Genomic DNA, 22060 nt, shown 5'->3' on the forward strand with positions numbered 1-22060 from the left:
CATTGAGGATATGAAAACACAAACAATTAATAATAAACAAGACGTGGCAAATAAAACGGAACGTATAACAGGTAGTGAAGCTATTGTAAAGAGTTTGATAGCTGAAGGTGTTGATATTCTTTACGGGTATCCAGGAGGTGCTATTATGCCAGTTTATGATGAATTATATAAATTTCAAGACCAAATTCATCATGTTTTAACGCGTCATGAACAAGGTGCAGCACATGCTGCTCAAGGATATGCAAGAATCTCTGGTAAAGTAGGTGTTGCTATGGCTACTTCAGGCCCAGGTGCAACCAATTTAATTACTGGAATTGCAGATGCTCAAATTGATTCTACACCCTTAGTATGCATTACAGGGCAAGTGTTTTCTCATTTATTAGGGAGTGATGCGTTCCAAGAAACAGATATTGTTGGTATTTCAACACCAGTAACAAAATGGAATTGTCAGGTTACCAAAGCTGAAGATATACCACAAGCTATTGCTAAAGCATTTTATATTGCTAAAAGTGGAAGACCAGGACCAGTATTAGTAGATATAACTAAAGATGCTCAAGTTTCTGAATTAGATTTTAAATACGAAAAATGTAAAGGAGTAAGGAGTTATTATCCCATACCTAAAACAAATCAAAAGTCAGTTGATGCAGCAGCAGAATTAATTAACAATGCAAAAAAACCATTGATTGTTTGGGGGCAAGGAGTAATTTTAGGTCAAGCTGAAGAGGAACTTAAAGCGGTAATTGAAAAATCTGGAACTCCTGCTGCTTGGACTATTTTAGGAGCGTCTGCTTTACCAACCTCACATCCATTAAACGTTGGTATGGTAGGGATGCATGGTAATTATGCGCCTAACAAATTAACCAACGAGTGTGATGTTTTAATTGCTATTGGAATGCGTTTTGATGATCGCGTAACGGGTAGCTTAGATACTTATGCTAAACAAGCTAAAATTATTCATTTTGATATAGATCCAGCTGAAATTGATAAAAATGTTAAAACGGATGTTGCTGTTCTTGGTAATTCAAAAGAGAGTTTAGCAATGCTTTTTGATGCATTAAATGAAAATACTCACGAATCTTGGTTGCAAGAATTTAAAGATTTATATGATATAGAATTTGAAAAAGTAATTAATGACGATATTAATCCAACGAAAGAAGGATTGACAATGGGTGAGGTTTTAAAACAAATAAATATAGAAAGTAAAGGTAACGCTGCCATTGTTTCAGATGTTGGTCAACATCAAATGATAGCTTGCAGATACGCTGATTTTAATGTTACAAAAAGTAATATTACTTCAGGAGGTTTAGGTACTATGGGATTTGCACTTCCTGCAGCCATTGGAGCGAAAATGGCTGCGCCAGAACGCGAAGTTGTTGCTATTATTGGAGATGGTGGATATCAAATGAATATTCAAGAATTAGGAACCATTTTTCAGCAAAAAGCAGCAGTAAAAATTGTAGTGCTAAACAATGAGTTTTTAGGTATGGTACGTCAATGGCAACAGTTGTTTTTTGATAAACGTTATGCGTCTACAGAAATGACAAACCCAAACTTTGTAGCTATTGCTGAGGGGTATTACATTAAAGCGCGAAAAGTAACTAAGCGTGATGAATTGGAAGATGCCGTAAAAGAAATGATGGCTTCAAAAGAATCATATTTCCTAGAAGTTTGTGTGGAAAAAGAAGATAATGTATTTCCAATGATTCCTTCAGGAGCATCGGTTTCAGATATCCGTTTAAGCTAAATTGAAAAAAGACATGAGCGAAGATATAAAGACATTCACAATATCTGTTTATACAGAAAACAACATAGGGTTGCTAAATAGAATTTCAGCAATTTTTCAACGTAGACACATCAATATAGAAAGTTTAACAACTTCACAGTCAGAGATTGATGGTGTAAATAGATTTGTAATTGTAGTTAACATTACAGAAACTAATGCTATTAAGATTGTTAAGCAAATTGAAAAACAGGTTGAAACTATTAGAGCATATTATCATACAGATGAAGAAACTATTTTTACTGAATCATGTATGTTTAAAATAAAATCTGAGTTATTATTTGATGAACCTCAAATTCAAAATATAATAAAGGAAAGTGACTCTAACATCGTTACCGTAAACAAACAATTTTTTGTGCTTGAAAAATCAGGTAGAAGACATGAGATAGAATCTTTAAGGCGTGATTTAAATGTCTTTGGAATCATGCAGTTTGTGCGCTCAGGTCGTATTGCGGTCACAAAAGACGAAATGAAAATAACTGAAATGCTATCAGCATTCAATAACCAATAATAATTACAATTAAATATAACAATGGGAAATTATTTTAACACACTATCTTTAAGAGATAAATTAGATCAATTATCGAAGTGTAGATTTATGGACGCTTCAGAATTTACAGATGGCGTAAACGCATTAAAAGGTAAAAAAATAGTTATCGTAGGCTGCGGTGCTCAAGGTTTAAACCAAGGGTTAAATATGAGAGATTCTGGTCTAGATATTTCTTATACATTGCGTGATGCTGCCATTGCTGAAAAGCGTCAGTCTTTTATTAATGCTACAGAAAATGGATTTAATGTTGGTACTTACCAAGAGTTAATTCCTACTGCAGATTTAGTTTTAAACTTAACACCAGACAAACAGCATACAAGTGTAGTAGGTGCAGTTATGCCTTTAATGAAAAAAGGAGCAACCTTATCTTATTCTCATGGTTTTAATATTGTAGAAGAAGGAACTCAAGTAAGAGAAGACCTTACGGTTATTATGGTAGCGCCTAAGTGCCCAGGAACAGAAGTAAGAGAGGAATATAAAAGAGGTTTTGGTGTCCCAACATTAATAGCGGTTCATGACGAAAATGATCCAGAAGGAAAAGGTTGGGCTCAAGCAAAAGCTTATGCAGTTGCTACTGGTGGAGATAAAGCTGGTGTTTTAGCATCGTCTTTTATTGCTGAAGTGAAGTCTGATTTAATGGGAGAGCAAACTATTCTTTGTGGGTTATTACAAACAGGTTCAATCCTTTGTTTCGATAAAATGGTTGAAGAAGGTATTGACGCAGGTTATGCTTCAAAATTAATTCAATACGGATGGGAAACTGTAACAGAAGGTCTTAAATATGGTGGTGTTACTAACATGATGGATCGTCTTTCTAATCCAGCAAAAATTAAAGCGTTTGAATTATCTGAAGAGTTAAAAGATATTATGCGTCCATTATTCCAAAAGCATATGGATGATATTATTGAAGGTCGTTTCTCTGCTGGTATGATGGCAGATTGGGCTAATGATGATAAAGATTTATTAGGATGGAGAGCTGCTACAGCTGAAACTAACTTCGAAAAAACACCTGCAGGAGATATTGAAATATCAGAGCAAGAGTATTACGACAATGGGGTTTTAATGGTAGCTATGGTGAGAGCTGGTGTGGAATTAGCTTTTGAAGCGATGACAGATTCTGGAATTATTGATGCATCTGCATATTATGAGTCTTTACACGAAACACCGCTTATTGCAAACACTATTGCAAGACGTAAATTGTACGAAATGAATTCTGTTATTTCTGATACAGCTGAGTACGGATGCTACTTATTCGATCATGCATGTAAGCCTTTATTAACAGATTTCATGAAGAATATAAAAACAGATGTTATTGGAAAGCCTTACGCTAAAGATAATGGTGAAGGTGTTGATAATGCAAAACTTATTGAGGTAAATGCGGCTTTAAGAAATCATCCTGTTGAAAAAGTAGGTGAATTTTTAAGATCGTCTATGACGGCAATGAAACCTATAGTATAGTACAAAACAACTAAACTAAACTATAATTACTTTGTACTATTAAGCCTGTTAGACTTTAAACCTGACAGGCTTTTTTTATTCTTATAATGTTTAATTCTATAACTTTTTAAAAAATAAAAAAAGATGAATAAGGAAAAAAACACATATTTTCCTGAAATTGAAGATATCAAAAGAGCAGCTGAAAACATAAAAAAGGTTTCAGAAGTAACCCCTTTAGGCTACAGTTTAAGATATTCAAAGCAATTTCAATCTAATATTTTTTTTAAAAGAGAAGACTTGCAACAAGTTCGTTCTTATAAAATTAGAGGTGCTTACAATAAAATAAGTTCTTTAAATACAAGTCAATCATCTTGTGGTGTTGTTTGTGCTAGTGCGGGTAATCATGCACAAGGTGTTGCTTTGTCATGTAAATTACTAGAGATAAAAGGAACTATTTATATGCCTGCACCAACTCCAAATCAAAAAGTGGAGCAAGTTAAAATGTTTGGGGAAGATTATATAGATATTAAATTAGAAGGCGATACTTTTGATGATGCTTACCATGCAGCCATGATTGAATGTAGCGAGTTAGGAAAAACATTTATTCATCCTTTTAACGACGAAAAAGTTATTGAAGGTCAAGCAACAATAGGTCTAGAAATTATACAACAATCTGACATCCCAATTGATTATGTTTTTATAGCCATAGGAGGCGGAGGGTTAGCTGCTGGATTATCAACGGTTTTTAAAATACTATCTCCAAACACAAAAATTATTGGGGTTGAGCCTGAAGGTGCGCCTTCAATGAAAACTTCTATTCAGAATAATAAAAATACAACGCTAACAACTATTGAAAAATTTATCGATGGGGCCGCCGTAAAACGTGTAGGAGATTTAAATTTTGAGATTTGTAAAGAAAACCTAGATGGTATAATAACCGTTCCAGAAGGTAAAGTTTGTGAGACTATTTTAGAACTTTATAACAAAGATGCTATTGTCGTTGAACCCGCTGGTGCTTTAAGTATTTCTGCATTAGATTTTTATAAAGATGAGATAAAAGGAAAGCATGTTGTTTGCGTAGTTAGTGGAAGTAATAACGACATAACAAGAACACCAGAAATTAAAGAACGTGCTCTACTATACGCTAATTTAAAACACTATTTTATTATTAATTTTCCCCAAAGAGCTGGGGCTTTAAAGGAGTTTGTTGTTGATATTTTAGGCGAAAATGATGATATTACATATTTTCAATATGCCAAAAAAACTAATCGCGAAAATGGATCTGCTGTTGTAGGAGTACAATTAAAATCAGCTTCAGATTTAAAACCGCTAATTGATAAAATGAAGCATCATAAATTTTTTGGTGATTACCTTAACGACAAGCCAGATTTATTTCAGTTTTTAGTTTAATTAGGGTTTTATTTTACACTTTTTAACTAAAACGTTTGCGTTTTAATTTCTATTAATTCTAATATAAAGTATGCGGTTTTTTTTATTAGAACCGTATATTACAGGATAGTTGTCAATTAACTTAAAGGTAGTTTAGCTAAATTATTAACAAAAATTTCACCTCATGAAAGTAAAGTTTCAAGATATTCCAGAAGCATACAAAATAGATTCGCTTTTACACCAAAAAACATATTTAGTAAATGGAGAGTTGAAAAATTGGAATGGGGATACGGCAGAAGTATACTCAACCATTTCATCAACATCAAAATATAAGCAAACACTTTTAGGGACTATACCTCAATTAGGAGAAAAAGAAGCATTACAAGTATTGGATTCTGCAACTCAAGCTTATGATAATGGAAAAGGTCTGTGGCCAACTATGAAAGTTGCTGACAGAATTGCTTGTATGGAATCTTTTGTAGAACAAATGAAAACTAAACGTGAAGAAGTTGTAAAACTTTTAATGTGGGAGATTGGTAAAAATCTTCCTGATTCGCAAAAGGAGTTTGATAGAACAGTCGATTATATATATGATACTATTGAGGCTTATAAACAAATAGATAGAGACTCTGCTAAGTTTGAAAAAAACTCTGGAGTTTATGCACATATTCGTCGCGGGCCGCTCGGTGTTGTACTATGTTTAGGGCCTTATAATTATCCTTTAAACGAGACATTTACTTTACTTATTCCTGCATTAATTATGGGGAACCCCGTAATTTTTAAGCCTGCAAAGTTGGGTGTTTTATTAATCTCTCCTTTGCTAGAGGCATTCCAAAGTAGTTTTCCTGAAGGTGTAGTAAATATTGTATATGGTCGCGGTCGTGTTTTAGCGACACCTATAATGCAATCAGGAAAAATTGATGTGCTAGCACTAATAGGAAATAGTAAATCTGCTAATGCATTACAAGCGCAACACCCAAAAGGAAATAGGCTTAGGATGGTTTTAGGTTTAGAAGCTAAAAATCCAGCTATTGTATTACCTGATGCCGATTTAGATTTAGCCGTAGACGAGTGTATTGCAGGTACATTGTCTTTTAATGGACAGCGTTGTACAGCCTTAAAAGTGTTATATGTTCATGAGTCTATTGTGGAAGAGTTTAACAGACGATTTGCTTATAAAATTGATCAGTTAAAATTTGGAAACCCTTGGGATGATGGTGCAAAATTAACACCACTTCCTGAAACAGATAAACCAGCTTATATTCAAGAATTAATTGATGACGCTATTGAAAAAGGCGCTAAAATTTTAAATAAAAAAGGGGGAGAGACTTCTGAAAATTTTATCTTTCCTGCTGCTTTATATCCAGTGAATAAAGGGATGCGAGTTTTTGAAGAAGAGCAATTTGGACCAGTAATACCTATAGTGTCTTTTTCAGATATTGAAGAACCTCTTGACGATATGGCTGAATCCAATTATGGGCAGCAAGTGAGTTTATTTGGTAAGAATATCCAGACTTTATCGCCATTAATTGATACTTTAGTTAACTTAGTCTGTCGTGTGAATTTGAATAGCTCTTGCCAGCGTGGACCAGATGTTTATCCATTCACTGGTAGAAAAGATTCTGCATTTGGTACCTTAAGTGTACATGATGCATTACGTTCGTTTTCAATAAGAACCTTTGTGGCTTCAAAAGACAATGAATATAATAATGCGATTCTTGAGGAATTATTAGATAAGAAAACTTCAAATTTCATAAGTACGGATTATATTTTATAGTTGAAATTATTTAATTTTACATATAAAATCTATACAGATATGAAAGTAATAAGAATAACTACTCTACTCATTTTTTCAATGTTTCTAGTTGCTTGTGGAGGAAAAGAGGAAAAAAAGAAAGAAGGATTTAGTTACGAGAATACATCTGAAGTTTCGAAAGAGGTAGAAAATAATCCGAATGATGTTACCATTACAGGTAATGACGCCATGCAATTCAACAAAAAAGAAATTAAAGTTGAAGCAGGAAAGAAGGTTAAAATCACATTAAGACACATTGGAAAAATGAATAAAAATGTGATGGGACATAATGTTGTTATTTTGGAGCAAGGTGTAAATCTTACTGCATTTGGTAATAAAGCTGCTACTGCAGCAGCAAATGGTTACATACCAAAAGGTACAACAGATGTAATTGCGCATACAAAAATGATTGGAGGAGGAGAAACTGCTGTTATAGAATTTGATGCTCCAGCACCAGGAACTTATGATTTTTTATGTAGTTTCCCTGGGCATTATGCTTTAATGAAAGGAAAGTTTATTGTAGAGTAAAAAACACACTAAGATTGACATGTAATCCAAAAATCTCAGTTCAACATTGAACTGAGATTTTTTTTATTTTAATTCCAATAATTCAATATTTTTAAACTCAACAGGATGGCTTTCACTTTGTAATGAAATATAACCGCCTTTTAAAGAATGGTTCTGTTTTGGTTTCCATTTGTCTCCTGTGTTAACAGCGCCACCACCAATGTGAGGTTTGTTGTATTGTAAAACTTCCTTCCCGTTGATAAAATGTTTGATGATAGAATCGTTTCTTACTTCAATTTCAACATGCACCCATTGGTTGCCATGATATGTTTTTGAGGATGATTTTATAATATGCTCAGTAACTAAAGTGTCTTTGTAAAATACATGCGTTCCGGGAGTACATAAATTTCCAGTAGAGCGTTCATCTTCACCATTTCCGCCTAAAAGTTGTACTTCTATACTAACAGGAAAGTTTTGGTCTAGCTCCATATTTTTAGGATCTTCACAATGAATCATAATGCCACTATTTCGTAATGCCCATGGTCTTCCTCCTGCTATCTGCTCACCTGTAAAACGATAGTCCATTCTAAATTTATAATTACTGTAAGGGCTTTTGTAAAACAAATGGCCGAAAGCATTGTTAAAGGAATCGTAGGCTTTGTAACTTACTTTTAGAATACCATCTTCTACTACAAATGTATTATTGTGATTATCTCCATAGGTATAACCCTTTATTTTTGGTGACCATTCCTCTAAATCTTTTCCGTTAAATAGTTTAATCCATTGTTCCTTTTCAAAAGAAGGTATTTTGCTTTGCCTTTGTTTACAAGAATGTGTAGTGAATAGCAACAAGATAAAAACCAGCAATATTTTATTTAAAAATTTCATTACGCTTTCATTTATATAAAGACCAAGCATTACCATTAGGTACATCTTCAATAGGAATACATCCTTTTTGATTCCCTGGAATAGGGTCGTAGTTTAGAACTGTTTCTCCAACCTTTTCTGAAGTATAATATCCAAATAATGTATATCGCCTAACAGAAAGTAAAAATTTATAAAGTAAATAACTGTCCATTTCAGCACTAGTGATATTTTCTATTGGTTGATTCTGCAATTTTAAAACTGATGTTTCTGTTGCTTCGGAAATCTTAAAATAAGATGCAAAAAGGGTTTCATATTGCACTTTAGTTCCTTCAGAAACTTCTATATTAAACTTCGCTTTAAAGGCTTCAGCGAATAATAAAGCGCCTTTTTTAAAGATGTTTTGATTATACTCTTTTTCAATATCGGCATACATCAAATCTAAAAATTGTGGCACATTAACATCTAGAGCTCCAGGAGTATCCGTAACAGGTAAAATAATATCAGCTAAATGCGTTATCATATGTTTCTCATCAGCCGATAAAAATAAAGGCTTCCATCCACTAGCCTCAGCAGTGCATGACGATAACATATTAAAAATAGTTGGAGCTGCAACGGTATAACCCAAACTAATACTTAAATTTTTTAAAGCAGTTCTTCTATCCATAATCTTAGGCTTTTTTGTTCTTTTTAAATTCCTTTGCTGCATGATTAGCAGCTCTAGCAGTAATGGCCATATAGGTTAAAGACGGGTTTTGGCAAGCAGAAGATGTCATACAAGCACCATCGGTTACATATACATTAGGCACTGCATGTATTTGGTTGTGTTTATTTAGTACAGAGGTTTTTGGGTCGTGTCCCATTCTTGCCGCACCCATTTCATGAATGGCTATTCCAGGAGTGCTTTCGGGATTTTTACCTACTACATCTTTAAATCCAGCAGCTTTTAACATAACCACAGCTTGTTCTGTAATATCTTCTTTCATCTTTATTTCGTTATTCCTAAAAGTAACATCAAAGTCTACTGTTGGTAAGCCCCAGTCGTCTAGCTTTTCATAATTTAAAGTCATTTTATTATCATGGTAGGGTAAACATTCTCCAAAACCTCCCATCCCAATTCGCCAATGTCCAGGCTTCATCAAGTCTTCTTTTAAATCTTCACCATAACTAAGTTCTCCTAAACCGCTTTTCCAACTTGTTCTGCTAGCGCTTCCTTGATAACCATAGCCGCGTAAAAAGTCTTTGTGCTGCGTTTTTTTATCTAAATTTCTAAAACGTGGAATATAAAATCCATTAGGACGCCGCCCTTTATAATAAAACTCCTCAAAACCTTCTACTTTGGCAGAAGCACCAGATTTGGACATGTGATCCATAATATTATGCCCCAATTCTCCACTGTCATTGCCTAAGCCGTTAGGGAATCTTTCAGATTTTGATTGCATCAAGATACTAGCTGATCCTATTGTAGATGCACAACTAAAAATTATAGAAGCTCTAAAGAAAATTTTTTCTCGGGTTTCAGCATCAATAATTCTAACTCCTGAAGCTACACCATTTTGATCATCATAAACTATTTCATAAGCAATAGAGTTGGGTCTCAAATGCATATTGCCTGTACGTTCTGCAGCAGGAAGTGTTGAAGAGTTACTACTAAAATACCCACCAAATGGGCATCCTCTAACACATCTATTTCTAAATTGACAATTGGAACGTCCCTCATGTACGGCATCACCTGTTTTGTGAGCTGTTCGCCCTATGGTTAGTAAACGGTCATCAAAATTTTCTTCTAATTTTTTTTGAAAATCAAGTTCCACACAATTTAGCTCCATGGGTTTTGTTAATTTACCATCAGGCAATTGTGAAAGCCCTAAATTTTGCCCCGATACACCAATAAAAGTTTCTACTTTGTCATACCAAGGCGAAATATCTTTGTAGCGTATAGGCCAATCTACACCATGCCCATCTTTTTTATTGGCTTCAAAATCCAAATCGCTTAGGCGGTACGATTGTCTTGCCCACATTAACGATCTGCCTCCCACATGATAACCTCTAATCCAATCAAAGGGTTTTACTTGATTATAAGGATGCTTAAAATCATTAACGAACCAATGTTGACTTGTAGGACCTAGTATGTACGACTTGTTTTGTATGGGTTGTTTTGCTACATCTAAAGGGTTTTTAGCACCTCTGTATTTAAGATCCCAGGGGTCATCATACATAGTAGGATAATCTTCAATATGTTTTACCATGCGGCCCCTATCTAAAACAAGCGTTTTTAGTCCGTTTTCACAAAGCTCTTTAGCTGCCCAACCTCCACTTATGCCTGTGCCAATTACAATGGCGTCATAGGCGGTAGGGTATTCGGTTATCTTATCTTCGGTCATTTAAATGTTTAAGTATTTTAAGGGTAAATTGATAATTAAATATTTCAAAATTTAAGGAATTAATAATTAAATTCTTAATTATTCGAAAATTAATTAATTTGCATGAATTAAAAGTTTATTTTTCTACTAAATAAAATGGATTATGATATTTTCTGTTTAGAAAATATTCAATAAATTACTAACGAATCAATTTATGAAAAGACGCGATTTTGTAAAACAAACATCTAAAGCAAGTATAGGAATAGCTGCATTAGGCATGTATGCTTGTAAAAATGCAACAAAACAACAGGTACAAGAAGCTATTATGGTGGAGAAAGAAGAAGCGGATTTGTTTTTCAAAATATCACTAGCGCAATGGTCGTTACATAATGCTTTGTTTGATAAGAAGATGAATAATCTTGATTTTGCTGCTGCTTCCAGAGGTTTTGGGTGTGAAGGTTTGGAGTATGTGAATGCTTTTTTTAAAGATAAAGCGACAGACAAGGCGTATTTAAAAGAGATGAATAATAGGGCAGATGCTGAAGGGCAACAAAACGTGTTAATTATGATTGATGGTGAAGGTAAGTTAGCGCACCCTGATGCAAAAGCACGATTACAGGCCATTGAAAACCATCATAAATGGGTAGATGCGGCTCACTTTTTAGGTTGTCATGCCATTCGTGTTAATTTAGCGGGAGGCGTTAATAAGGTAGATGCAGCAAAAGCTGCAGTAGATTCCTTAGAGCGACTCTCAGCGTATGCAAAAGATTCTAATATTAATATTTTAGTTGAAAACCACGGTGGCTTTTCTTCAAATGGTGAATGGATGTCTGGCGTGTTTTCAAATGTGAAAAGTGAAAATTGTGGCACCTTGCCAGATTTTGGAAATTTCTGTATCACCAAAGATAAAGATCGTAATTGTTTAGAGGCTTACGATAGGTATAAAGGTATGGAAGCATTGCTCCCTTTTGCTAAAGCGGTAAGCGCAAAGTCTTATGATTTTGATGCTAATGGTAACGAAACCACTATAGATTTTATGAAAGTGATGAACATGGTAAAGGACGCAAATTATACAGGATTTGTAGGTGTTGAATATGAAGGTAAGCGTTTACCCGAAGATGAAGGTATAAAAGCAACCAGAGATTTATTGCTTAAAGTGGGGAAACAACTGTCTTAAAAATAAAACCAACCAAACCAAATAAATTATGGAACATATTAATAAAAATAGACTGTTTTTAGCAAGTTGTTTAGCCTTAATTACTACAGCAATGACGTTTGCCATTCGAGCACGATTGGAAACCGTTTTTGGTCCCGAAGGCGTTGGTTTAACTTTAGAGCAAATTGGTTATGCTTTTGCACCAGCATTTTTTGGATTTACAATAGCCATGATTATTGGTGGACCGTTAGTAGATTTATTAGGTATAAAAAAAATAACGTGGATGGCGTTTATAACGCATGCTGTTGGTATTGTGTTAACGTTGATGGCAGATTCCATGACGTCACTATTTATTGCAACACTTTTTATAGGTATTGGTAATGGTTTTGTGGAGGCTGCTTTAAACCCCATGGTAGCATCAATGTATCCTGAGGAAAAAACTAAAATGCTAAATCGGTTTCATGTATGGTTTCCTGGAGGTATCGTAATTGGTGCATTGGTGGGTTGGCTTGTTATGGATGTTTTAGGGTTAAGTTGGCAAGTTATGGTAGGCACTTTGTTTGTGCCTTTAGCAATTTATGGATTTTTGTTTTTAGGGCAAACTATTCCAGTAACAGAGCGTGTGCAGTTGGGTATTAGTAATAAAAAAATGTTTTCAAGTATTTTAAAGCCTTTGTTTTTATTCATGGTAGCTTGTATGTTTTTAACTGCAGCTTCAGAATTGGGAACTACACAACGTATAGAATCTTTGTTGAAAGCATCGGTAGCTAAACCTTTGTTAGTACTAGCATTTATTAATGGTATTATGGCTTTGGGACGTTTATTTGCAGGTAAGGTTGTGCATAAATTAAGTCCTTCTGGAATGTTGTTGTATTCGGCAATATTTACGTTTGCAGGCTTGTGGTTGCTCACCATATCTAGTGGTGGAATGACGTTTGTTGCAGCCGCAGTTTTTGCGGTAGGTGTTACCTTTTTCTGGCCAACAATGCTCGGTTTTGTAGCAGAGTATTTACCAGAAACTGGTGCTTTAGGACTTTCCATTATGGGAGGTGCAGGTATGTTTTCAGTATCAATTGTGCTCCCTGTAATGGGTAATTTAATGGATAATGCAAGTGCTGCGGAAGCGTTACGAACCATGTCTATCTTACCTGCAATACTTATTGTAGCGTTTTTAGGATTACATATGTATATGAAAAAAAGAAATAAAGTAGAAGCTTAAATAGAATATGAGTAGGAAATTAAGAATGGGAATGGTTGGCGGTGGCGCTGGCTCATTTATAGGCGATGTACATAGAAAGGCTGCGGCCATTGATGGGATGATTGAATTGGTATGTGGTGCATTTAGTAGTACTGCAGAAAAGTCTATTGCATCTGGTATAGCACTTGGCTTAGACGAAAGCCGATGTTATGGTACGTTTGAAGACATGATTGAAAAGGAAAAAGCATTGCCTGAGGATGTGAGAATGGATTTTGTGGCTATTGTAACGCCTAATCATATGCACTTTCCACCAGCAAAAATGGCTTTAGAGCATGGGTTTCATGTGGTTTCAGATAAACCTGTAACTTTAACTTTAGAAGAAGCCGAAGCACTGGAAAAGATTGTTGGAAAAAGCGGAAAGCTATTTGCACTTACACATAATTACACTGGTAATTCTATGGTAAAACAAGCCAGAGCTATGGTAGCAAAAGGTGAATTGGGAAGTATTAGAAAAATACAAGCGCAATATTTGCAAGGGTGGTTATCTACACCTTTGGAGAAAACCGAGCAAAAGCAAGCAGCGTGGAGAGTAGACCCCAAACGTTCTGGTATTGGTGGTGCTTTAGGCGATATTGGTACGCATGCCGAAAACCTAATTGAATACATTACTGGATTAAAAATAGAGGAAATTGCGGCCGATTTAGGTCGATTTGGCGAAGGTCGTATTTTAGACGACGATGGCAATATGTTGATACGTATGGAAAATGGTGCGAAAGGCACAATGTCTATTTCGCAAATTGCTTTAGGTGAAGAAAATAATTTAGGTATTAAAGTGTACGGTACAAAAGGCAGCTTGGAATGGTATCAAGAAAATCCGAATGAATTGATTACGCGTTGGCTGGAAGCACCCAAAAAAATATACACACCAAACGGCAATGGTTTGCATGATGAAGCTTTGGCGGTTTCTAGAATTCCTGCGGGACACCCTGAAGGGTATTTAGAGGCTTTTGCTACTATTTATAAAAATTTTGCAACACATGTTAATGCTGTTTACGAAGGAAAATCTAGTGATACACCAGATTATCCTACGATTGCCGATGGTGTTCGTGGGATGAAATTTATTTACGCTGCTGTGAAAAGTGATACCAATAATGCAGCTTGGACAAAAATTTAATCTATATCTAGACCTGTCAGGTTTTTAAAACCTGACAGGTCTTTTTTGAATTAAAGGTATTTGATAATAAGTTAACTAGCGGATAAAACAAAAATTGGCAAACACACCCGCGTTAGGGATTGCAGTGGAAAGCCCACAGCCCGACGTAGGAGGTGCGAGGACTTGCAACGTAAAGCCCGACCCTTGTGGTAACGCCCAAATAAAAAATAATTGAGTTCTCAATTTCTCCCTTCTGGAGAGGTTAGGAGGGGCTCATAAACAATATTTTATGAAAACTATAAAAGGACCAGCAGTATTTTTAGCGCAATTTGCAGGAAGTGAAGCGCCGTTTAACAGTTTGGATGGCATGTGCAAATGGGCTTCAGATTTAGGATATAAAGGGATACAAATACCAACTTGGGAAACGGGATTAATTGACATTGAGAAGGCCGCGGATAGCCAAACGTATTGTGATGATTTGAAAGGAAAAGTGGCGTCGTACGGCTTGGAAATCACAGAATTATCGACACACTTGCAAGGGCAATTGGTGGCTGTAAACCCTGCGTATAACACCATGTTTGATGGGTTTGCGCCAGAAGCCGTAAGAGGCAACCCAAAAGCTAGAACGGAATGGGCGATAGATTTTGTAAAAAAATCTGGAACAGCAAGCGCACGTTTGGGCTTAAAGGCGCATGCTACGTTTTCGGGAGCGTTAATGTGGCACACCGTGTACCCATGGCCGCAGCGTCCTAACGGATTGGTAGAGATGGGTTTTAAGGAATTGGCGGCGCGTTGGCTACCTATTTTAAATCATTTTGATGCACAAGGTGTGGATGTGTGTTACGAGATTCATCCTGGAGAGGATTTGCATGATGGGATTTCGTATGAGCGGTTTCTAGACGCTACAGGAAACCATTCGCGTGCTAATTTGTTGTACGACCCAAGTCATTTTGTATTGCAGCAGTTAGATTATTTAGCGTTTATAGATATTTATCATGAGCGTATTAGAGCATTTCATGTTAAGGATGCAGAGTTTAATCCAACGGGTAAACAAGGTGTTTATGGTGGTTATGCCGATTGGAAAGACCGTGCTGGGCGTTTTAGAAGTTTGGGCGATGGACAAGTAGATTTTAGTGGTATTTTTTCAAAACTGACTAAATACGGGTTAGATTTATGGGCGGTTATGGAATGGGAATGCTGCATAAAATCTTCAGAACAAGGCGCAAGAGAAGGCGCACCATTTATTCAAAAACATATTATTGAAGCGGCAACACGTAGTTTTGATGATTTTGCTGGTGGTGCTATTGATGCCGATTATTTAAAAGGTATTTTGGGAATTTAGGAACAATTAAATGAAAATAGTAAACTGTAAATCAACTATGTTAAAATCAACATTTTATTTATTATTGGGATTTGTCTTTTTTGCAAGTATATCCTGCCAGTCTAAAGACGAAAAAATTAAAGTTTTAATTGTTGATGGACAAAATAATCACGTAGTGTGGCCTAAATCAACAATAATGATGAAGCAATATTTGGAAGAAACTGGTGTGTTTCAAGTTGATATTTCTAGGACTCAATTCTTGAATAAAAGTGAAACGTTTAGTGAATGGTTAGCATTAGCTGATGTTCCTAAAGGTGTTGAAGGTAAACCGAAAACGGATCCAGGTTTTAATCCAGATTTTTCAAAATATGATGTTGTTATTTCTAATTTTGGCTGGCAGGCAGCATCTTGGTCTGAGAAAACAAAGGCGGAATTTGAGACTTATGTGAATAATGGTGGCGGTTTTGTTAGTGTCCATGCTGCTGATAATAGTTTCCCAGAATGGAAAGCATATAATAAAATGATTGCTATTGGTGGTTGGGGAAATAGAAATGAAAAAGATGGGCCTTATTTATACGTGGATAAAGATAATATGCCTAAAAGAGATTATACTGAAGGGGCTGCAGGTAGTCATGGTCCCAAAGAACCATTTCTTGTGACTACTTACAATAAAGAACATCCAATTACAAAAGATATGCCTGATTCATGGATGCACACCAGTGATGAATGTTATGCGTTTTTAAGAGGACCTGCTGAGAATGTAACTATTTTGGCTACAGCGGTATCAAGTAAAAAAGCACCAGAGTTAGAACAAAAAGAACCCGTAGTAATGGCCATAGATTATGGTAAAGGCAGAGTTTTTCACACAACTCTTGGTCACGATACAACATCATTTGAATGTGTTGGTTTTATAACGCTTTTAAGACGAGGCGTTGAATGGGCAGCTACAGGGCAAGTTGTTAATAATGAGATGCCTGAAGATTTTCCTACTGCTCAAAAAACAGCTTCTAGGTCTTTTAAAGTACAGAAATGATTATAGGAACTGCCATTTTTATTAACTTTCAAAGTAAAATTTGCTAAAAATCCGTTATAAAATTAAGTTTTTTGAAATAAAAGCATGAAATAATAGAAATTTCTATAATTGTTGTTAAAAACTCTATGATTTTTAATCATTTAAAAAAATAATATCTTAGTTTTACACTGTGAAAAATTTAAAAAATAAAATACGTTGTTCTACTCCCGGTTTGCCCGTGCGCAATCGCCGCCGCTTCTAATGCTCCAATATTAGTAAAAACCAAACGTAATTTTAATTTTTCAAAAAGTGTCTAAAAATTTTCTCATAGTATTTCAAAATAAAGTTAATTCGATAATTAACAACAGTTCTATTATGCGCCGTAAATTTCCACGTCGCCCGTAAGGGTATGCTTCAATTTATTGAACTAGGTGAGTCCAGTTCAGCTTTTAAAAAATAAAATAATTGACAATAATACAAGTAAGGAAATGAAGGTTGTAATAGCCGATAAATCACATATAAAATACGCTAATGCCATTTGCGAAACCATTGAAGCTTCTGCTCAGGTTAGAGGTACTGGTATAGCGAAGCGTACGCCTGAATATATATCTGCAAAGATTGAAAATGGTAATGCTGTTATTGCTCTTGATGGTGATACATTTGCAGGGTTTTGCTATATAGAAAAATGGGGACATGGTAAATTTGTAGCCAATTCTGGTTTAATTGTTCATCCAGATTACAGAGGTAAAGGTCTTGCTAAAAAAATTAAGCATAAAGTTTTCGAGCATTCACGACATAAATTTCCAGATGCCAAAGTGTTTAGTATTACAACAGGTTTACCTGTTATGAAAATGAATAGCGATTTGGGTTATAAACCTGTTACATTTTCTGAACTTACTGACGATCAAACGTTTTGGGATGGTTGCCAAACTTGTAAAAATTATGATGTATTAACGCGTACAAACAGAAAAATGTGTTTGTGTACAGGTATGCTTTACGATCCTAAAAAAGTTGGTAAGGAAGAAGAAGATACCAAAGAGGTAAAGGAGAAAGTATTTAAAAGATTAAAAAGAATAAAACAAGCATTGTTTTTAAGAAAAGATAAAAAAGTAAAAAAATGAAAAAGTTAGTAATAGCCTATAGTGGTGGATTAGATACCTCATATTGTGCGGTAAGTTTATCAAAAGAATATGATGTACATGCGGTAAGTGTAAACACTGGAGGTTTTACACAAGAAGAAATTAAACATATAGAAATCAACGCCTATAAAATGGGGGTTTCTACATATAAAAATATTGATGCGGTTTCTACATTTTATCAAAAAGTAGTAAAGTATTTAATATTTGGTAATGTTTTAAAAAACAGTACGTATCCACTCTCTGTAAGCGCAGAGCGTATTATTCAAGCTATTGAAATTATAGAATACGCTAAAAGTATTGGTGCAGAATATATAGCTCATGGTAGTACGGGTGCTGGAAATGACCAAGTGCGTTTTGATATGATTTTTCAAACCTTGGCTCCAGGGATTGAAATTATTACACCTATTAGAGATCAAAAATTAACAAGACAAGAAGAAATTGACTATTTAAAGTCTGAAGGTATTGATATGCCTTGGGAAAAATCTAAATACTCTGTAAACAAAGGGCTTTGGGGAACAAGTGTTGGTGGTGTTGAGACTTTAAAGTCTGAAAAGCCTCTACCAAGTGAAGCGTATCCATCGCAGTTAGAAAAAGAAGGTGAAGAAAAAGTTACCTTGACTTTTGAAAACGGTGAATTTGTAGCACTAAATGGAGACGCTAATAAACCAGAAGTGAATATTGAAAAATTAAATGATATAGCTTCCGCCTATGCTATTGGTAGAGATATTCATGTAGGCGATACTATTGTTGGTACTAAGGGGCGTGTTGGTTTTGAAGCTGCTGCTGCCTTAATTACAGTAAAAGCACATCATTTATTAGAGAAGCATACACTTACGAAATGGCAATTACAGCATAAAGAATATGTGTCTAGTTTTTATGGCATGCATTTACATGAAGGTCAATATTTAGATCCAGTGATGAGAGATATTGAAGCGTTTTTACAAAGTTCTCAAAAGATGGTTTCGGGTAATGTAGTGGTGAGTTTAAAGCCTTACCATTTTTCTCTAGATGGTATTGTTTCAGACCATGATTTAATGTCGAGTAAGTTTAGTACTTATGGTGAAGAAAATAAAGCTTGGACAGCTGATGACGCTAAAGGATTTATTAAAATTCTAGGAAACCAGAATAAAATATACAAACAAGTAAACTCGTAATGGGTCTAAAATAAATATAAAATGAAATTATTTTAGTCATTTCGACGATAGGAGAAATCACATAATTTGAGAAAGGTTATTTTATGAGTTGTCTCAATCGTTCCTTATTTCGACATGACACATAAATGAATAAAAGGATGGGAAATATAAAAGTTGGAATTATTGGGGGTGCGGGTTATACCGCAGGCGAATTAATTAGATTACTAATTAATCATCCTGAAGCTGAGATAGATTTTGTTTTTAGTACAAGTAACGCTGGAAACAAAATTAGTAAGGTGCACCAAGACTTAGTGGGGAGTTTAGAGTTGAAATTTACCGATACGGTAAACCCTAATATTGATGTGTTGTTTTTATGCTTAGGGCATGGTAATTCTGTGAAATTTTTGTCTGCAAACACGTTTTCTGATGCTACTAAAATTATAGATTTAGGTAACGATTTTAGACTGGAAGCAGATAAAATTTTTGAAGGTAAAACGTTTGTGTATGGTTTGCCAGAATTGAATAAAGCGGCTATTACAAAGGCTAAATATATTGCAAACCCTGGGTGTTTTGCTACAGCGATTCAATTGGGGGTATTGCCATTGGCAGATGCTGGTTTGATAAAAAGAGATGTGCATATTAATGCGGTAACTGGTGCTACTGGCGCTGGAACATCATTATCTGCTACAACGCATTATACGTGGCGAGATAATAATTTTTCGTATTACAAACCCTTTACGCACCAGCATTTAGGTGAAATCAATCAGTCTGTGAATCAATTACAATCTGATTTTTCTTCTGAAATTATTTTTATGCCAAATAGGGGTAATTTTTCCAGAGGTATTTTTGCAACAATTTATACTGATTTTGAGGGCGATGTTGAAGATGCTAAAGCGATTTATAAATCGTTTTACAAGGATGCGAAGTTTACCTTTGTGTCACATGAGTTTTTACATATGAAACAAGTAGTGAATACCAATAAATGTTTGGTGCATCTACATAAGCATAATGGTAAATTATTAATTACAAGTACTATTGATAATTTATTGAAAGGCGCATCTGGACAAGCGGTACAGAACATGAATTTGATGTTTGGTTTAGAAGAAACGACTGGACTAGGATTAAAAGGGACTTACTTTTAAAAATTTGAGTAAGCACATAAGAGTGGCGCGTTAGGGATTGCAGAGGAAAGCCCACAGCGACGCAGGAGCGAGGACTTGTAACGTAAAGCCCGACCCCTTGTGGGTAACGCCATAAAAAAAGAATAATAAAATAAGATTCCCTCCTTTGAGGGGATGACAAAAGTATTTAGACATGAAAATAGCCATTATTGGAACTGGGAATTTGGGGAGTTCGATTGCGAAAGGACTTATTAGTAACAAGTCGTTTAGCTCATTATACCTAAGTGATAGAAATACTAAGGCGGTGGATGCCTTTGAAACTCTTGAAAATGTAGAAGTTACTAGCGATAATGTTTTGGCGATAGAGCAATCGGATATCGTTATTTTTGCATTACAACCTAAACATATTGATGGTGTTTTAGAAAGCGTAAAATCTAAAATAAGCCATAACCATATTATAATGTCTGTTGCAGCTGGTGTAGAGATAAATAGGATAGAAAATATTTTAGGCGATGACAAAAATATAATAAGGGTTATGCCTAATACAGCAATTTCTATAGGAAAATCTATGACTTGTATTGCTGCTAATGAAACAGGGAAAGATAAGGTGCCTGTTGCAGAAGGGATTTTTGGGCAATTGGGAACAACTATGGTAATTCCTGAAGATTTAGTGCAGGCTGCTACCGTGATTTGTGCTAGTGGTATTGCTTTTTGGATGCGTTTGGTTAGAGCTACAACACAAGGCGCGATTCAATTAGGTTTTGAAGCTGAAGAGGCACATGAATTGGCTGTACAAACATGTTTTGGTTCAGCTAGCTTATTAATAGAATCTGGTAGACACCCCGAGCAGGAAATTGATAGAGTAACCACACCAAGTGGATGCACTATTGAAGGCTTAAATGAAATGGAGCACCAAGGATTAAGCTCTGCTTTAATACAAGGGATTGTGGCTTCGTTTGAAAAAATCAATCAATTAAAAACTAAATAAAATGCCGTTATTTAATGTATATCCGTTGTATGATGTAACGCCTGTTTCTGGGAAAGGGGTTTATGTTTATGATGACCAAGGAACTGAATATTTAGACCTTTACGGAGGGCATGCTGTGATTTCTATTGGGCATGCACATCCTAATTACGTTGAGGCTGTTACGGAACAAGTGTCAAAACTTGGTTTTTATTCTAACGCCATTCAAAATCCTTTACAAAAAGAATTAGCAGATAAGATTGAAACACTTTCTGGCTGTAAGGACTACGAATTATTTTTATGTAATTCTGGTGCAGAAGCTAATGAGAATGCCTTAAAATTAGCATCTTTTAAAACAGGGAAATCTAGGGTTGTTGCATTTAGAAATGGTTTCCATGGGCGTACTTCTGCTGCTGTGGCTGCAACCGATAATAAAAAGATTATTGCTCCAATTAACGCGCAACAAAAAGTTACGATTCTTGATTTGAATGATATAGCTGGTGTAAAGCAAGAGCTTGAAAAAGGTGATGTATGTGCAGTTATAGTAGAGTTTATTCAGGGAGTAGGCGGTTTGGATCAAGGAACTACAGATTTCTTTGAGCAAGTTTATGCCTTGTGTAAAGCGAATAATACTATGTTTGTCGCAGATGAGATACAATCTGGTTACGGACGATCAGGTAAATTCTTTGCATTTCAACATTATAATGTAACGCCAGATATTATCTCTATAGCTAAGGGCATGGGTAACGGATTTCCTATTGGTGGGATTTTAATTCATCCAGATATTGAGGCGAAATTTGGAATGTTAGGTACTACTTTTGGAGGTAATCATTTAGCATGTGCTGCGGGTTTATCGGTTTTAAATGTAATTGAGAAACAAAAACTTATTGATAATACGAACATGATGTCTGAGTATTTTGTTCAGATAGCAAAAACAATTCCGCAGATAAAAACAATTAAAGGAAGAGGTTTAATGCTTGGATTGGAGTTCGATTTTGAAGTTGGTGAATTGAGAAAACAATTGATTTATAAATATCATATTTTCACAGGAGGAGCTGCTAACAAAAACTTGTTAAGAATTCTGCCACCATTAACGGTAAGAAAAGAGCATATAACTATGTTTTTTGAAGCTCTTATCGAAGCTTTAGCCGAAGTTGAAACAACTGTATAGTAATAAA

General features: G+C 35.2%; 19 protein-coding genes. 16 read left to right on the forward strand and 3 right to left on the reverse strand.

What is annotated here, in order from left to right; all coding sequences use genetic code 11:
• The first annotated feature begins 10 nt into the window (after positions 1-10).
• From ilvB to azu, 6 genes are all read left to right on the forward strand, one after another.
• Positions 11-1744 (forward strand): biosynthetic-type acetolactate synthase large subunit, encoded by a 1734-nt coding sequence (gene ilvB / locus Q0772_RS06680; protein WP_298341833.1) that lies wholly within the window; start codon positions 11-13, stop codon positions 1742-1744.
• Positions 1745-1757: 13 nt separating this feature from the next.
• The gene (gene ilvN / locus Q0772_RS06685; protein WP_298341836.1) at positions 1758-2291 is read left to right on the forward strand and encodes an acetolactate synthase small subunit; all 534 of its coding nucleotides are present in this window, start codon (positions 1758-1760) and stop codon (positions 2289-2291) included.
• Between the two features lie 21 nt (positions 2292-2312).
• Complete coding sequence (gene ilvC / locus Q0772_RS06690) at positions 2313-3788, forward strand: ketol-acid reductoisomerase (RefSeq protein WP_298341839.1); 1476 nt, start codon at positions 2313-2315, stop codon at positions 3786-3788.
• Between the two features lie 123 nt (positions 3789-3911).
• Positions 3912-5177, forward strand: a complete 1266-nt coding sequence (gene ilvA / locus Q0772_RS06695) for a threonine ammonia-lyase IlvA (RefSeq protein ID WP_298341842.1) — start codon at positions 3912-3914, stop codon at positions 5175-5177.
• Positions 5178-5340: 163 nt separating this feature from the next.
• Positions 5341-6933, forward strand: coding sequence for an NADP-dependent glyceraldehyde-3-phosphate dehydrogenase (locus tag Q0772_RS06700; RefSeq protein WP_298341845.1), 1593 nt, complete (start codon positions 5341-5343; stop codon positions 6931-6933).
• Positions 6934-6972: 39 nt separating this feature from the next.
• A complete protein-coding gene (gene azu / locus Q0772_RS06705; protein WP_298341849.1) occupies positions 6973-7479 on the forward strand; it encodes an azurin in 507 nt (168 codons plus the stop codon).
• Between the two features lie 63 nt (positions 7480-7542).
• Here the strand turns inward: azu and Q0772_RS06710 are convergent, their stop codons facing one another.
• Genes Q0772_RS06710 through Q0772_RS06720 form a run of 3 tightly spaced genes read right to left on the reverse strand, consistent with a single transcriptional unit; the run spans position 7543 to position 10706 of the window.
• A complete protein-coding gene (locus tag Q0772_RS06710; RefSeq protein WP_298341852.1) occupies positions 7543-8346 on the reverse strand; it encodes a DUF1080 domain-containing protein in 804 nt (267 codons plus the stop codon).
• Between the two features lie 7 nt (positions 8347-8353).
• Positions 8354-8989 (reverse strand): gluconate 2-dehydrogenase subunit 3 family protein, encoded by a 636-nt coding sequence (locus Q0772_RS06715; RefSeq protein ID WP_298341855.1) that lies wholly within the window; start codon positions 8987-8989, stop codon positions 8354-8356.
• A 4-nt stretch (positions 8990-8993) separates the two neighbouring features.
• Complete coding sequence (locus Q0772_RS06720; protein WP_298341858.1) at positions 8994-10706, reverse strand: GMC family oxidoreductase; 1713 nt, start codon at positions 10704-10706, stop codon at positions 8994-8996.
• Positions 10707-10899: 193 nt separating this feature from the next.
• On the opposite strand from Q0772_RS06720, the gene Q0772_RS06725 reads away from it, so the two are divergent.
• From Q0772_RS06725 to Q0772_RS06770, 10 genes are all read left to right on the forward strand, one after another.
• Positions 10900-11862 (forward strand): sugar phosphate isomerase/epimerase family protein, encoded by a 963-nt coding sequence (locus Q0772_RS06725; RefSeq protein ID WP_298341861.1) that lies wholly within the window; start codon positions 10900-10902, stop codon positions 11860-11862.
• A gap of 28 nt (positions 11863-11890) precedes the next feature.
• Positions 11891-13060: an MFS transporter gene (locus Q0772_RS06730; RefSeq protein ID WP_298341864.1), complete on the forward strand. Its 1170-nt coding sequence runs from the start codon at positions 11891-11893 to the stop codon at positions 13058-13060.
• A 7-nt stretch (positions 13061-13067) separates the two neighbouring features.
• The gene (locus Q0772_RS06735; RefSeq protein WP_298341867.1) at positions 13068-14213 is read left to right on the forward strand and encodes a Gfo/Idh/MocA family oxidoreductase; all 1146 of its coding nucleotides are present in this window, start codon (positions 13068-13070) and stop codon (positions 14211-14213) included.
• 268 nt (positions 14214-14481) lie between these two features.
• Positions 14482-15534, forward strand: coding sequence for a sugar phosphate isomerase/epimerase (locus tag Q0772_RS06740; protein WP_298341870.1), 1053 nt, complete (start codon positions 14482-14484; stop codon positions 15532-15534).
• Between the two features lie 10 nt (positions 15535-15544).
• A complete protein-coding gene (locus Q0772_RS06745) occupies positions 15545-16546 on the forward strand; it encodes a ThuA domain-containing protein (protein WP_298341874.1) in 1002 nt (333 codons plus the stop codon).
• 467 nt (positions 16547-17013) lie between these two features.
• Positions 17014-17646 carry a GNAT family N-acetyltransferase gene (locus Q0772_RS06750; RefSeq protein ID WP_298341877.1) on the forward strand — a complete coding sequence of 211 codons (633 nt, stop codon included), beginning with the start codon at positions 17014-17016 and terminating at the stop codon, positions 17644-17646.
• A complete protein-coding gene (locus tag Q0772_RS06755) occupies positions 17643-18818 on the forward strand; it encodes an argininosuccinate synthase domain-containing protein (protein WP_298341880.1) in 1176 nt (391 codons plus the stop codon). The genes Q0772_RS06750 and Q0772_RS06755 overlap by 4 nt, the downstream gene beginning before the upstream one ends.
• Positions 18819-18955: 137 nt before the next feature.
• Positions 18956-19939, forward strand: a complete 984-nt coding sequence (gene argC, locus Q0772_RS06760; protein WP_298341882.1) for an N-acetyl-gamma-glutamyl-phosphate reductase — start codon at positions 18956-18958, stop codon at positions 19937-19939.
• A 172-nt stretch (positions 19940-20111) separates the two neighbouring features.
• On the forward strand, positions 20112-20906 hold the full coding sequence (gene proC / locus Q0772_RS06765) for a pyrroline-5-carboxylate reductase (RefSeq protein ID WP_298341885.1): 795 nt from the start codon (positions 20112-20114) through the stop codon (positions 20904-20906).
• Position 20907: 1 nt separating this feature from the next.
• Entirely contained in the window at positions 20908-22053 is a 1146-nt protein-coding gene (locus tag Q0772_RS06770; RefSeq protein WP_298341888.1) for an aminotransferase class III-fold pyridoxal phosphate-dependent enzyme, read from the forward strand.
• Positions 22054-22060 lie beyond the last annotated feature (7 nt).

This window comes from uncultured Algibacter sp., assembly GCF_947490405.1.
Classification (GTDB): Bacteria; Bacteroidota; Bacteroidia; order Flavobacteriales; family Flavobacteriaceae; genus Algibacter_B.